We start from the raw sequence: 15,141 nt of genomic DNA on the forward strand, positions 1-15,141 counted from the left end.
CTAAAGTCAAAGTGTCATGTTTCACTACTACTATAGTTTGTATGAATGTGTAGTGGTCAAATAAGACCATTGAACCGCAGCAGAATGACGAGAGTAAATGAAGCTATCAAATAAAACTCAAGCACTTCAGGACTTAATTGCGCCAGCAGTGCAAGCATGTGATGTGGATCTTTGGGGAATCGAGTTTATTCCACAAGGTAAGCGTTCTTTGTTACGTATTTATATCGACAAAGCTGTCGATGAAAATGCAGAACCTGTCTTAAATGAAGATGGCGAATTAGAGCAAGGTCGTGGTATTGGTGTGCAAGATTGTGTACGTGTAACCCAGCAAGTTGGTGCAATGCTTGATGTGCATGATCCAATTTCAGGTGAATATGCACTTGAAGTATCCTCTCCGGGTTGGGATCGTCCATTTTTCCAATTAGAGCAATTGCCTGCATATATTGGGCAAACCATTGCGTTACGTTTAATCAGTGCTGTAGAAAACCGTCGTAAATTTCAAGCGAAATTGGTTGCTGTAGATCTGGAAAATGAAACCATTCAGGTCGAAGTGGAAAAACAGCAGGTATTGGAGATTGACAGTCACAATATTGATAAAGCAAACCTGATTTACCAAGATTAATCAAATTAATAAGAATCTGAACGAATAGGTGACTTATGGCACGTGAAATTCTTACCGTCGTTGAAACGGTTAGTAACGAAAAAGGTGTAAGTCGTGAGGCAATTTTTGAGGCGCTTGAACAGGCTCTTGTTGCTGCGACGAAAAAGAAATTCTACGAAGGCACAAACTCAGAAGAAGCACGTTTACGTGTGGAAATTGATCGTAAAACAGGTGACTACAGCACTTTCCGTCAGTGGGAAGTGGTGGCAGATGAAGATCATGAAATGCCTGCATGCCAAGATGCAATTTCTGATGTAGACCCTGCAAAGTGGTCAATTGGCGATATTCGCGAACTTGAAGTTGAGTCAATTGACTTCGGTCGTATTGCTGCGCAAATTGCCAAGCAAGTGATTGTGCAAAAAATTCGTGAAGCAGAACGCGCATTGGTTGCAGATGCTTATGAAGCCAAAGTAGGCGAGCTGATTTACGGTGAAGTGAAAAAGCAAACCAAAGATGGCTTTATTATTGATTTGGGCGACAATGCAGAAGCATATTTGGCGCGTGAAGAAATGATCGCCAAAGAAATTTTGCGTCCTAAGCAGCGTGTGAATGCAATTTTGTACAGCGTGAACCGTGAAGGTCGTGGTGCACAATTGTTGTTGTCACGTGCCAAGCCTGAAATGCTGATTGCATTGATGAAAAAAGAAATTCCAGAAATTTCTGAAGAAATCATCGAAATTAAAGCAGCAGCGCGTCAGCCAGGTGTACGTGCAAAAATTGCAGTAAAAACCAACGACCATCGTATTGACCCTGTAGGTGCATGTATTGGTATGCGTGGTACACGTATCCAAGCGGTACAGCAAGAGTTAAATGGTGAGCGTATTGATGTTGTGGTGTGGTCTGATGATCCAGCACAATATATCGCCAGTGCTTTAGAGCCAGCCGATGTATCGGGTATTGTGATTGATGAAGAAGAACGTACTGCCGACATTATTTTCGCAACCAGCGATCAGTTGGCACGTGCAATTGGTTCACAAGGTCAAAACGTACGTTTAGCCTCTGAACTCACAGGTTACAAGCTGAACATGATGCTTGAAGAAGAGTATCACGCACGTCAGCAAAATGAAGCGCAACAATACTTGGACTTGTTTGTTTCACGTCTAGACATTGCTGAAGATTTGGCGATGGCATTGGTAGAAATGGGCTTCACTTCATTAGAAGAAATTGCGTATGTTCCTGCGGAAACATTTGACGAAATTGATTTAGATGAAGAACTTGTTGAAATGTTACAAGGCCGTGCCAAAGAAGTGGCTTTGGCAGAAGCATTGCAACAGCAAGAAAATATCCAAGATCCGAGTGAAGAACTTCTAGCAATGGAAGGCATGACACAAGAGATCGCTTATGCGCTTGCCGCTCGTGGTGTCATTACAGTTGATGATTTAGCTGACCAAGCGACTGACGATATCGAAGATATTGAAGGTCTAGGTACAGAAAAAGCGGGTCAATTGATTATGAAAGCGCGCGAATCATGGTTTAACTAGGAGGTAATATATGACGGACAAGTCGATTAAAGAGTTAGCGCTCAGTGTAGGTCGTCCAGTTGAGAAACTCCTGGAACAGGTTCGTGACGCAGGTTTACCACAGCGTAAGGCTGACGATATTATTTCCACTGAACAACAAAGTACCCTAGTGAACCATTTAAAAAAGGTTCACGGTCAAGAGGGTAATGCAGGACAAATCACGTTGAAACGTAAAACCACCAGTACCGCTAAAGTGGCAAGTACTTCGGGCAAAGCGAAAACGATTAATGTAGAAGTTCGTAAGAAGCATACATTTGTAAAGCCTGATCCTGAACAGATTAAAGCGGAAGCACTGGCAAAAGCACAGGCGGAAGCAGCTGAAAAAGCGCAAGCAGAACAGCAAGCACGTGACGTGGCAGAAAAGAGCAAAGCGAAAGCAGACGCGCCTCAAGCAGGTGCCGCAAAAGCGAAACAAGCTTTAGATGCAATGCGTGCAGCAGCCAAGCAAGAAACAGCCAAGCAAGAAGTTGCAAAAGCTGCGGTTGTGGTGAAACGTAAGTCAACCAACAAGCCAATTGTGAAGCAAGCAGTGAAAGTCACTGAAACACCTGAGCAAAAGAAAGCGCGTGAAGCGCAAGCAGCTCAGTTGAAAGCGACTGAAGAAGCAGCACGTCGTAAAGCTGCTGAAGAAGCGCAGCAACGTACGCTTGAGCAAATGCGTCAGATGGCATCTAAATACTCAAATGAAGATGCAACCGCTACCATTCGTGTGGTAGATGATTCTCCATTGGCGGCTGGTCTTGTGGGTCAGGCTTATGAAGATTCATTTGCCAAAGAAGACCGTGAAATCAAGCGTGGTACCAGCACCACCAATACACGTTCACCGAAAAAAGGTGGTCGTCGTGGTCAGGAAGAACAGTCTTTCAGCCAAAACTCACATAAACGCGGTTTGAAAACGAGCCAAGCCAACAAGCACGGCTTTGAAAAACCAGTTAAAAAACAAGTTTATGATGTTGAAATTGGTGCAACGATTGTGGTTGCGGACTTGGCTGCAAAAATGGCAGTTAAAGTACGCGAAGTTATTAAATCACTCATGAAAATGGGTGAGTTAGTTACGCAAAACCAAGCGATTGAGCAAGAAGTTGCAGCACTTGTAGTTGAGGAAATGGGCCACAACCCAGTTCTAGTATCTGATACGCAAGCTGAAGATAACTTACTTGAAGCTGCTGAAGAGGCACGTGGTGTTCAAACGACACGTCCACCAGTGGTGACCATCATGGGTCACGTTGACCATGGTAAGACATCATTACTTGACCGTATTCGTCGTGCCAAAGTGGCTGCAGGCGAAGCGGGTGGTATTACCCAGCACATTGGTGCATACCACGTACAAACCGATAAAGGCATTATCACCTTCTTAGATACACCGGGACACGCAGCGTTTACTGCAATGCGTTCACGTGGTGCGAAAGCGACAGATATCGTGGTATTGGTCGTTGCGGCAGATGATGGTGTGATGCCACAAACTGCAGAAGCCATTGACCATGCGCGTGCAGCGGGTACGCCAATTATTGTTGCCATTAACAAAATGGACAAAGAATCGGCTGATCCAGACCGCGTATTGAATGAATTGACCACCAAAGAAATCGTACCTGAACAATGGGGCGGTGACGTACCTGTTGCAATGGTTTCGGCGCATTCAGGTCAAGGTATTGATGAACTTCTTGACTTAATTTCAATTCAAGCAGAAATGATGGAATTGAAAGCATCTGAAGAAGGTGCAGCGCAAGGTGTGGTGATTGAAGCGCGTGTAGATAAAGGTCGCGGTGCAGTGACGTCAATTCTGGTACAAAACGGTACTTTGAATGTAGGTGACTTGGTACTTGCAGGTTCATCTTATGGTCGCGTACGTGCCATGACTGATGAAAACGGTAAGCGTATTAAATCTGCAGGTCCTTCAATTCCAGTTGAAATTTTAGGTTTACCTGAAGCGCCAATGGCAGGTGACGAAGTTCTTGTTGTAAATGACGAGAAGAAAGCACGTGAAGTTGCCGATGCGCGTATGGATCGTGAGCGTCAAAAACGTCTTGAGCGTCAAAGCGCAATGCGTCTTGAAAACATCATGGCATCAATGGGCAAAAAAGACGTTCCATTTGTCAATGTGGTATTGAAGACCGATGTACGAGGTACTTTGGAAGCCTTGATTGTTGCATTGGGCGAGTTATCTACCGATGAAGTACGTGTACGTGTGATTGGTTCAGGCGTAGGTGCGATCACTGAGTCTGACGTTACGCTTGCAGAATCTTCAGAAGCTGTATTACTGGGCTTTAACGTACGTGCTGACAATACTGCGCGTCAAAAAGCCGATGCCGATGGTATTGACATTCGTTACTACAGCATCATCTATCAATTAATTGATGATGTGAAAGATGCGATGAGCGGTAAGCTTGCACCTGAACACCGTGAAACTATTTTGGGTGTTGCAGAAGTGCGTGAAGTGTTCCACTCAAGTAAGTTCGGTGCAGCTGCAGGTTGTATGGTACTTGAAGGCGTACTTCACCGTAACAAACCAATTCGCGTATTACGTGATGATGTGGTGGTATTCCAAGGTGAGCTTGAGTCACTTCGTCGTTATAAAGACGTGGTGGAAGAAGTTCGCGCAGGTATGGAATGTGGTCTTGCAGTAAAAGGCTATAAAGACATCAAACCACTTGATAAGATTGAAGTGTACGATGTTCAATTGATTAAACGGAGTCTTTAATGGCGGGTAGTCAACGTCTGAAGCGTATGGCGGATACAGTACAGCGTGAGCTGTCAGAACTGATTCGCCAAGAGCTGAAAGATCCACGCTTAGGTGGTCTTGTGACCATCTCTGCAGTGAAGGTGAGCCCAGACTTAGGATATGCGGAAGTGTACGTGACCGTCATGGGACGTGAATTAGGCGATGAGCAAAGCGAAACGGCAAATAAAGAAACCTTGGATGTGTTGAATAAAGCATCAGGCTTCTTGCGCCATGAGTTAAGCCGTCGTATTAAGACACGTATTACCCCGCGTTTGCGTTTTCACTACGATAAAACCAATGCCTATGGTAACTATATGTTTGGTTTGATTGCAGAAGCGGTAAAAGATTTACCTCCTGCAGCACCTAAGCAAGATGAAGAATAAATCAGTGATGATAAAAAATGCCACCTTCGGGTGGCATTTTTTTGTCTATCATGTTTGAGCTTTTGCAATGTAAGCAAGGTTATATCGGATACGATGCTTTTTTTAATGCCTGACTAATATTCTAGACCAAATCATCATGGGACTTTTTTTCATAACGACGTAAATTACGACGTTGGCGTTGCCACGGTAATGGACGGTCTAAGGTTTCAGGCACATTGCCACTCATCGAACGTAAACGTAAATGCAGTGCTGCCTGTGCCATTAAATTGGCAGAAACAGGCGCGGTAATAAACGCAAATAGGGTGATTAATACTTCTGCAAAGCCAAATCGTCCTTCAAATGCCGCATAAATAATGGCTGCAATTAAGAAACTGCCTAGTCCTAAAGTGCTGGATTTTGTAGGGGCATGCAGTCGCATAAATAAGTCGGGTAGGCGAACCATGCCAATGCCGCCCACCAACATGAAAAATGCGCCAATAATTAAAAAGAATGACACTAAAATTTCCATGAGTAATTGCATGTTCATTCTCCTTAATCAATCACATGACCACTGGTGAAGTAACGCGCCAGTGCTGCAGTAGACACAAAGCCTAGCATCGCCACCAATAACGCACCTTCAAATAATGAGGTACTGGTCCAATAGATACCCAGAACCACCACCAAGCAGGTCGCATTTAAAAACAAGGTATCCAAGGCCAACAGGCGGTCTACAATTGAAGGGCCAATAATCAGGCGATATAGGCACATAAACATGGACAGCGTAATCGCAACCATGCAGATTCCAAGTGCATAAGGCAGAATCATCATTGCTTTTCTCCTGACTGTGCACCAAAAATTTCAATCAGCGGTTTTTCATAACGATTTTTGATGTCTTGAATATCTACACTTTCATCTGCAGTGTTTAAGGCATGCACCAAAATATCGCCACGGTCTTGGTCAATACCTGCTGTAACCGTGCCTGGTGTGGTGGTAATGATCATCGCCAAAATACTGTTGACCTGTTCGTGTTGTGTTTCGAGAGGGACACGGAACCATTTTGGCTGCATACGGTCTGTTGGGCCAAGTACCAGTTTTGCGACACGAATATTACAAATCATAATATCCCAGACCACCACGAAGAATAAGCGAATGGCTGCAGTCCAGTTGATGTCTGGTGTACGCGCAATAAAGGGCTGGATCAGTTTGGGAATCAAGAGCGCCAAGACCAGTGCCATCAACAGATTCCCTGCAGAAACACTATGCGCCAACATCAGCCAACTCAGTGCCACCAAGACAGATACAAACGGGTGTGGCAGCAGGTTATCCCAAAACGAAGTTTTTGGTCTCGTTTTTTGCATGTTTAGGGCTCCGCAGGTTTGAGTTGAGTATCGCTAGGTTGCTGTGCTTCCTCACGATTTTGCTGTTGAATCTGACGTTGTTTATAGTCAGAAATATGCTCGCCTTCCAAGGTGTTTGGATCAATCACATAGGGAATTAAATGTGCATTGGTGTCAATTGCTTCGCCACCGTACTTGGTTTGAGGTAAGTACAATGGATCATAAGGTTGTACGCTAATCACATTTGCAGCACGGTCTTTTTTCAGAATCAGTGCTTCATAGGCCGCATTATGTTGAATCTGCTGTGCAGTATTCAGCATATATTGTTGAATTGGATTGGCAAATACCACGTACAGCACTAAACCCGTTAGGAGAAAATAAATGACACGGTCATTACGGGGCGGTGCAATCGCAGGTAGTGCCTGATATTCATAATAGGCTTCAGTTTGCGCATCATCTTCAGGTTTGGTCGCGCGCCAAAATAAAATAAAGCCGACACGGGTGAATGCAATAATACTCAGCAAGCTGACCAAGAGAATAATGCCAATAATCCAGCCTTGATGTGCCATATTGGCGGTGGCTTGCAAAATAAAGACCTTGCCCAAAAAGCCACTAAACGGTGGCAAACCTGCCATCATTAAGGCAATCATGAAGTATGTGATTGCCAGTACTTTGTGTTGCTTCATTTGCGGGGCAATATTGAAGTGATCTTTAAATGCGCCACGTTGTGAGGTAATCCAGCCACACAGCAAATAGAAAGCCGCTGCAATTAAGGTACTGTGTACTAAGTAATACAGTGCGGCTGACCATGCCTGTGTGTTCAGCATCGAAATGGCGATCAGGATCGTACCAATCGAAGACAGCACCATAAAACCGACAAAACGACGTAAGCGCTCTGCACCAATTGCGCCAATGACCCCATACAGTGAGGTAATTAGACCAATCGGCAGCAACCAGTCTTGTAGGATTTTATGGCTCAGTGCATCATCAAATACGGTTCCATTGACCCGCAAAATGGCATACACACCCACTTTGGTCATGATGGTGAATAAGGCTGCCACAGGGGTTGTCGCCACGGCATAGGTTTTAGGAAGCCAGAAACCGACAGGAAGCATAGCGGCTTTAATACCAAATACCACAAATAGCAGTAAGCCACCTGCCACCGCAATTTTATGTGCATCAGCATCGAGTAGCGGAATAAGACGTGCCACATCGGTCATGTTTAAACTGCCGACACTGCCGTAAATCATCCCCAAACCAATTAGGAACAGGGCAGAGGCCAACAGGTTGATGGTGACGTAATGAATCCCGAGTTGAAAACGTGCTTTGCCTTGACCGTGCAATAACAACACATACGAGGCGAGCAACAAGATTTCAAAAAATACGAACAGGTTAAATAAGTCGCCTGTGAGGAATGCACCGCAAAGTCCCATGAGTAGGAAATGCACCATGGTATGAAAATAGCGACCACGTTCATCCCATTTTTTGCTGGAAAACCACAGTAATGGCAAGGCAAGTGAATAAGTCAGTACCAACATGAGGGCAGACAGTTGATCTAGCACTAAAATAATGCCAAACGGGGCGGCCCATTCGCTCAAATTATAAATAATAATTTGCCCACTGCTGACTTGAATTAAATAGCTAATTGCAGTGACTAAACCGAGTGTGGCAGAAAGATAGCTAATGCCACGACGCCATGGCTGACGCCAGTCATGTGAGAGTGAACCAAAGCCCGGATTGCCTAATAGCACTAAAATAAATGCGGTAAAGGTTGGAATCAGGATGCTAAAAATAGGTGAATGCTGTAGCCAAAATTGGAGGAAATCAGTCATTATGGCTCATCCTCACGTGGGTCAAGCAGTGGATGTTCTTCTTTGGCATCGACATGGTCACTACCGGTTTCATAGCGACTGCGCAGTGCCAATTGCACAATAAAGGCAGTGGTAGCAAAACCAATGACAATGGCTGTTAAAACCAAAGCTTGTGGGAGTGGGTCACTGGTTTTACTGGCTTCGGTCAAAATAGCAGGTGCATTTAATTGAATACGCCCCATACTGAATAAGAAGATATTGACCGCATAGCCAATCATGGCCAAGCCCAGTACCACAGGAAAGGTACGGGCACGTAAAATTAAATAGATTCCTGTCGCGACTAACATTCCAATGGCAGACGCAATTAAAAACTCAATACTAATCATTGCATTACTCCTTTGGAAGTGGGCCAGACATGCCTGAGTGACGTGAGTCGCCCAAGACAGAAATCATCAACATTACCGCACCAACCACCGTGACATACACGCCTACATCAAATAAGGCAGCCGAAGCGAGGTGCATTTCACCAATAATCGGAGGATTGACATAAATATGTGCGCTGGTGAGGAATGGACGTCCCCAGAACCATGCGGCAAGTCCTGTCAGACCTGCAATACTTAAACCCACGCCAATCCAGATTTCGTATAAACGTCCAGATTTAGCTTTGAGCATTTGTTCGGTGTGGTCTTGACCAAGCGCAATGTATTGGATGATCAACGCCATTGCGGTAATTAAGCCCGCAATAAAGCCACCGCCTGGTAAGTTATGACCGCGCAAGAAAATATACAGGCTGACCACAAGGGCGATAGGTAAAATCCATGAGGCGGTAATCCGCAGCATCAACGGTGAAGGATTAAAGCGATAGGTTAAACCTTGGGTCATGATAGTGCCGTGCGCACGCATACCATCCATTAAACACAGCGTACCAATCGCAGCAATGCCCAAGACGGTAATTTCACCAAAGGTATCGAAACCACGGAAGTCCACCAAAATGACGTTGACCACGTTGGTTCCGCCACCGAGTGGAATGGATTGCTGATTAAAGAACCATGAAATTGAATTGTGGTCGCGAGTCATAACCAGCCACGCAATCCAGCCGATACCAATGCCGCCACCAATCGCAATGAAGGCATCTCGCCAACGACGTGAACGGCTAGATTCATACGGGGTCAATTGTGGGAGCAGCGATAGACTCATCAGCAATAAAACAGTGGTGACGACATCAACCGTGATTTGAGTTTGTGCCAAGTCGGGAGCAGACAGTCCGACAAACATCATGGTGACGACCAAGCCAACTGCACCGCTGATTAAGACAGCTTTGATGCGCTCATGGTGGAACCACAGCATCATCCAGCAGGCAGAGAACAGCAATAACCATAAAACAATGGCAATCATAGGCGCATGTGTGAGTTCACGTGTGCCAGTTGTTAATCCCTGATTGAATAATGGTAGCGCGACCATGAATACCGTAAAAGCAATGATCCACACCAAATAGCTTTGCAGTGAACCATTTTCGGTTTTACGTTTGATTTTGCGTGAAACTTGTAGCAAATGTTTTAAGAATAATTCAAACAGCAGTTTGCCTTGGAATTGACCTAAATGTGGGTCGAGGTCAATTTCACGGATTTTTCCACCTTTGGCGAGCGAGAAATAGAAAATGATCCCGCCAAGCAGTGCAATAACACTCATCAGCAGGGGAAGATTAAAGCCATGCCAAATTGCCAGATGTGTGCCTTCAAACTGCGACAGTTGGGTACTGGCACGAGTCGTGCTATTGACAATATGCTCGACCAATAAGGCAGGCATCAAGCCGACTAAAATACATAAAACAGCCAATAAAGTTGCGGGTGCACGCATGCCAAACGGAGGTTCGTGAGCTTCTTTGTTTGGGACATCTTTACCAATTGGACCATCAAAGAAAACGCCGTGTACCAAACGTATTGAATAGGCCACTGCAAAAATACCCGCCAGTGTCGCAACAATTGCAGAAACCAACAGTACAGGGCCAGATAAGTTTGCTACCAGTTCAGTGAAGAACATTTCTTTGGACAAAAAGCCGTTGGTCAACGGTACGCCAGCCATAGAGGCCGCGGTAATCATAGTGAGGGTGGCGGTAAAGGGTAATAGTTGCCATAAGCCACTAAGTTTGCGTAAATCACGTGTGCCTGATTCGTGGTCGATAATTCCTGCAATCATAAACAGGGCCGCTTTAAAGGTGGCGTGGTTGATGATGTGGAAAATTGCAGCAGCTACTGCTAACGGTGAACCAATGCCGAGTAAGCACATGATCAGACCTAAATGACTGATGGTGGAATACGCCAATAAGCCTTTTAAATCTTCTTTGAAAATGGCAAAGAATGCTGCCATACACAGGGTAAATAGACCAATAAAGGTGACTAGGTTGTGATATAACGCTGCGCCTGCAAAAATTGGCAATAAGCGCGCCAGCAAGAAAATCCCTGCTTTGACCATCGTTGCCGAATGTAGATAGGCAGAAACAGGCGTGGGTGCAGCCATGGCATTGGGTAGCCAGAAGTGAAACGGAAATTGCGCACTTTTGGTAAATGCACCCAATAAAATCAGCAATAAAGTTGGTACAAATAAATGATGACTTTGAATTTGTTCAGTCATCATTAAGATTTGGTCAATTTGATAGGTGCCTGTGATTTGCGCCAATAACACAAAACCACCGAGCATGGCGAGTCCGCCCATGCCTGTAATGGTCAGTGCCATACGTGAGCCGCGTTGTGCTGCCTCGTAATTGCTCCAATAACCCACCAATAAGAAAGAGGAAATACTGGTCAGTTCCCAAAAAGTCAGCAACAAAATCAGGTTATTGGAGAGCGAAATTCCCAACATGGCAGCCATAAACAGCATGAGGAGAACATAGAGTTTACTGAGCGAGTTTTGTGGACTTAAATAATAATAGGCATAAATAAAAATGAGTGTGCCGATCCCCGTGATCAGCAAGGAGAATAATAAACCAAGCGCATCTAGACGAAAGCTTAAATCAATCCCCAACTGTGGCAGCCAAGACCATGTTTGAATGATCGTTTCGCCATTAAAGACTGCTTTTGCTTGAGTCAGGAGCAGAATAAGACTGCTCAGACTGACGCCAATCGCCCCTAAAGCCGTTACCCCGCGTGAAAATTGTTTCAGCCACGAGACAAGGGTTGTGCCCAGTACTAACGGTAACAATATAATAATCGGTAGCACACTCATATCCATTGTCGTGAATAGGTTGAAAACCTAAAGGATGAATCTTATCTTCCAAGGATTACAGGACAGCAACACACCATCCAAAAGATTCAATCTTGAAAGCCAATCAGTCGTGTCAGTAAACACGTAGTCTATTGTTTTGATGAGCGTATTGTCGCAACTTAAACTCAAAACAAGATCATGCAAAAATAATTTTACATGGCTAGGCGGCTCAAGCAGCAAAAAATATGCTGATCTTTCGCTGACGATGCAGCGAATAAGGTTGTGCTTGGTTTGGTTAAAGCTGTGTTAAAAATATTTAGATGCGTCAATCTACAACCTAGTTGAATTATGGATGAAGTTGATCTGCATCTGCTGCATTTTTACAGCATTCACCGTGTTTGAAAGGTCAATAGACACTATTCAAGGTATAAAAAAAGTTGTATTGCGCAACTTTAAAAACTACAGCAAAATCGGATTTTACTATAAAAGTTCAAAATTAATCTGATTTTATTACATGAATAAAACAACATCAATTTTTTTTGCATACAGCAAAGTCATTATATACCGTCTGTTATATGCGGGATAAAGTATTTCCTTGCTTTTTGGCCAAGTATGCCTTGAAAGACTTCGGCAATTAAGATTCAGGCAATTGATCAGGTGTTGGCTCACTATCCAATTGCTGTAAGCGTTGCAGCAATTCCTGTTTTTGTTCGGCAGTTAAATGGTTTTGAATCTGCTGCAAAATTTCAGCCGTGCCTAATTGTGTTGGGTTTTGTTCTTGTAGGCTGACGTCTTCTGTCGTGTGAGTGGTTTCTAGCACATCAGCATAAATTTCTGCAAACTGCGGTTGTAAGCTTTGCCATGCGATGGGATGCAGCTGTTGATGTTCCAGTTTTAAACATTGAAAGCGTTCCGCTTGTTCCAAAAGTTCGCTGCGGTTGCCTGTGGCAATAATTTGTAAGCGCGGAAAAGCTTGATGTAAACGGGTCAGTATTTGTGCGGCCTGTTGTTGATCGAGCTGATGATCAATCTGGTCAATCAACAAAATACCATCTCCCTCGCGACACGGATACAAACTGTTTGGGTTTAGCAAACAGAGGCGACGTACAATATCGCCTACCAGAGCAATCCAGTTGCGCTGACTGTTCGACAATTGCTGATACAGCATATCTTTGCCCTGACAGCGCACCATGAGTTGTAATTTAGGCAGATGTTGTAGATATAGGTCTTCAATTTCAGGCAGCACGATTTGTAAGGCATCTTTCAGTGCTTGTAAACTCGGTGCATGCATTTGGGTATAGGCATGCAATAAGGACTGATTCAGGGTTTGTGCGAGTTCGCTTTGTTGTTGCTGATATAGCTTGTGTAAAAGCTGCGCACTTTGGGCATTTTCAATATCGGAAATTTCCCGCAACCATTCAAAAAAACGAGTAAATGTCGTGAATGGAATCGCAGCAATTTCGTAGGCATGTCCAGGTTGTAAAATCAGCGGATTATTTTTATTGAGTAAATTAACTTCATTCACGAAGCGTTCTGCAGGGTAGTAGGCAATCAGCGGTAGACCTTGCATCGGGTCATGTTTAATGGCGTGTTGATAGAGCTGCACCATTTTTTCAAGCTTGGCGGTTTCTGCTTTGCTTACTCCTACGCCGCTACTATTCAGGGTTTTATATAATTGCCAGTCACAATGTTGGGTGCTTTCAATTTGCGTGTTGCTTGATTCTGCCAAACTGCCTATTTCTGCTGGAATCTCCACACACACATCAATTTTTGCTTGTAAGCGCGTTTGCATAATATCTTGATCTTGCATGACCAAGCCCGCAGTGCGTAAATCTTTATAACGTGCAGCAAACCAGGTTAGTGCCTGATAACTAAAGCGTAATAGCGAAGTCTTCCCCGCACTTTGGTCTCCTAAAATAAGGGTGATGGGAAGATCGTGATAATTGAGTTCGAGTTTTAGGTCTGCAAAATGGGTGATGTGTCTGAAATGAACCGATGTAATTTTCATAGCGCACCTGCTGCAATTACCCCACCGCTTTGCGTAACGATGTCGGCATTTTTATTTTCAGTTGTTGTACCAAATCGTAAATATGATGAATATTTAAACTGACTTTAGCACGTGTGCATGCCACATACAGTAATCTTAATTCTTCATCGCTAATTTTATGCTCTTTGTCGTTCAGTTTAAATTGGTAGTCGTCTTCAATATGTACCCGATTCCATTCTAAACCTTTGGCTTTATGCGCTGTCGAAATAATATAGTCGGCTTGGTCAATTGGGGTGATTTTTGCCAACGCCCGTTTGAGTGGATCAGTACCATGATCATCCACCAGTTTGACCAAAGGCTTAATGTCGCTGCCATCGTTGGTTTCACAATATTCGTGCACATCATGCCAAGAGTTAAACCATGCCAATTCAGGAACATCGGTCACACGTTTGCCTTGTTTGAGCATTGCGGCAGCATCCACAAAACGGTTTAAGCGCACATGGTCGGCTTGCAGACTGACTTTATCGCCATGCACTAAACCTGCCAGTAGCAGTTCCATGGCACGGGCGTTGGTGCGGCATAAAATGGCGTCGCGCATTTTGGTATGCGGTTTGTTGACCACTTTGGAATGTAATTCTGGATTGCCCAAGAGTGGCACGGTTTCGTTTAGCCCGCCTAAAATGGCATTGGCAGTCAGCGCAATTTCTTCACCAAAACGGAACGATGTGGTCAACCGTGATTCAGGCAAAGGCAATTGCTGCATGGCATTGATTGCACCACGCCAAGCATAGATTTGCTGATGTGCATCGCCCACATAAATCACTTGAGTATTACGTTGCTTGAGTAAAATGCCCAGCATGAGCGGGTCTGCATCTTGAGCTTCGTCAAACAACACATAATCGGCGGGGATGTTCGGTTCAGACAAGGCCCAAAGTTTCAGATAAATATCGTGTCCAATGCCTGCCTGATGATTTGGGTCAATCGATTCCAGCCAGCGTCGTTCTACCGCAGGATAAAGATGCTTTTGTAAGGTGTCGATGTCGTCTGGATGCAACCAACCGGGTGCTTGTAAATGTCGTGGGGCAGGGTATTGCGAACTGGTCGAGCAGAAATGACTCACGGCATTGGCTACCAAGCTGGCTAAACGGCTTGGCATCAACACATATTTTTCATAGCGTCCGCCCATCATGCGTCTAAGGGTAATCGGTTCTAAACGATATTCTTTGGCAATAAAACTTGGACTTAAACGTGGCAGGCGTAATTTGTCGGTGACTCCACGTGGAACGCTGCGATAAGCGAGCGAGTGAAAAGTACGACAATCGACCTGACGATGAAATTTACTTTGTGCTTCTGCGGCAATGGCTTTGTTAAATGCCAAGTACATGCCACGCCGTTCTGGCATGGCATCACTGATCATTTGTAAGGTCGTGGTTTTACCTGTACCTGCATAGGCAATCACTTTAAAAGATTTGCCCAGACGTGCATTATCTATAGCAGTGGCTTGCTCATAGGTCGGGCGAGGCTTGGTGATTACAGACACAGA

Annotated in this window: 12 protein-coding genes; 4 read left to right on the plus strand and 8 right to left on the minus strand. The window is 44.5% G+C overall.

The features are described 5' to 3' along the window. Positions 1 to 97: 97 nt before the first annotated feature. The 4 genes from rimP to FTV28_RS05835 are packed head-to-tail and all read left to right on the plus strand — an operon-like array spanning position 98 to position 5,283. Complete coding sequence (gene rimP, locus FTV28_RS05820) at positions 98 to 622, plus strand: ribosome maturation factor RimP (protein WP_004975871.1); 525 nt, start codon at positions 98 to 100, stop codon at positions 620 to 622. Positions 623 to 657: 35 nt separating this feature from the next. Continuing rightward, positions 658 to 2,142, plus strand: coding sequence for a transcription termination factor NusA (gene nusA, locus FTV28_RS05825; protein WP_154321110.1), 1,485 nt, complete (start codon positions 658 to 660; stop codon positions 2,140 to 2,142). A gap of 10 nt (positions 2,143 to 2,152) precedes the next feature. Beyond that, positions 2,153 to 4,879 carry a translation initiation factor IF-2 gene (infB, locus tag FTV28_RS05830; RefSeq protein ID WP_004975874.1) on the plus strand — a complete coding sequence of 909 codons (2,727 nt, stop codon included), beginning with the start codon at positions 2,153 to 2,155 and terminating at the stop codon, positions 4,877 to 4,879. Further along, on the plus strand, positions 4,879 to 5,283 hold the full coding sequence (locus FTV28_RS05835) for a ribosome-binding factor A (protein WP_004975876.1): 405 nt from the start codon (positions 4,879 to 4,881) through the stop codon (positions 5,281 to 5,283). Before infB ends, FTV28_RS05835 begins: the two co-directional genes overlap by 1 nt. A 121-nt stretch (positions 5,284 to 5,404) precedes the next feature. Here the strand turns inward: FTV28_RS05835 and FTV28_RS05840 are convergent, their stop codons facing one another. From FTV28_RS05840 to FTV28_RS05875, 8 genes are all read right to left on the minus strand, one after another. After that, positions 5,405 to 5,803: a Na+/H+ antiporter subunit G gene (locus FTV28_RS05840; RefSeq protein ID WP_004975877.1), complete on the minus strand. Its 399-nt coding sequence runs from the start codon at positions 5,801 to 5,803 to the stop codon at positions 5,405 to 5,407. Positions 5,804 to 5,814: 11 nt separating this feature from the next. Beyond that, positions 5,815 to 6,090, minus strand: coding sequence for a monovalent cation/H+ antiporter subunit F (locus tag FTV28_RS05845; RefSeq protein WP_004975880.1), 276 nt, complete (start codon positions 6,088 to 6,090; stop codon positions 5,815 to 5,817). Next, the gene (locus FTV28_RS05850) at positions 6,087 to 6,620 is read right to left on the minus strand and encodes a Na+/H+ antiporter subunit E (RefSeq protein WP_004975882.1); all 534 of its coding nucleotides are present in this window, start codon (positions 6,618 to 6,620) and stop codon (positions 6,087 to 6,089) included. Before FTV28_RS05850 ends, FTV28_RS05845 begins: the two co-directional genes overlap by 4 nt. Before the next feature lie 2 nt (positions 6,621 to 6,622). Next, complete coding sequence (locus FTV28_RS05855; RefSeq protein ID WP_179989699.1) at positions 6,623 to 8,431, minus strand: monovalent cation/H+ antiporter subunit D; 1,809 nt, start codon at positions 8,429 to 8,431, stop codon at positions 6,623 to 6,625. After that, entirely contained in the window at positions 8,431 to 8,796 is a 366-nt protein-coding gene (locus FTV28_RS05860; RefSeq protein ID WP_179989505.1) for a Na+/H+ antiporter subunit C, read from the minus strand. Before FTV28_RS05860 ends, FTV28_RS05855 begins: the two co-directional genes overlap by 1 nt. A 4-nt stretch (positions 8,797 to 8,800) precedes the next feature. Then, on the minus strand, positions 8,801 to 11,638 hold the full coding sequence (locus FTV28_RS05865; protein ID WP_096901338.1) for a monovalent cation/H+ antiporter subunit A: 2,838 nt from the start codon (positions 11,636 to 11,638) through the stop codon (positions 8,801 to 8,803). A 607-nt stretch (positions 11,639 to 12,245) separates the two neighbouring features. After that, on the minus strand, positions 12,246 to 13,619 hold the full coding sequence (locus FTV28_RS05870) for an AAA family ATPase (RefSeq protein ID WP_131261097.1): 1,374 nt from the start codon (positions 13,617 to 13,619) through the stop codon (positions 12,246 to 12,248). Between the two features lie 16 nt (positions 13,620 to 13,635). Further along, the gene (locus tag FTV28_RS05875; RefSeq protein ID WP_179989701.1) at positions 13,636 to 15,138 is read right to left on the minus strand and encodes a UvrD-helicase domain-containing protein; all 1,503 of its coding nucleotides are present in this window, start codon (positions 15,136 to 15,138) and stop codon (positions 13,636 to 13,638) included. Between the last annotated feature and the right edge of the window lie 3 nt (positions 15,139 to 15,141).

The organism is Acinetobacter sp. YH12252 (assembly GCF_013417365.1).
GTDB classification, from domain to species: domain Bacteria; phylum Pseudomonadota; class Gammaproteobacteria; order Pseudomonadales; family Moraxellaceae; genus Acinetobacter; species Acinetobacter towneri.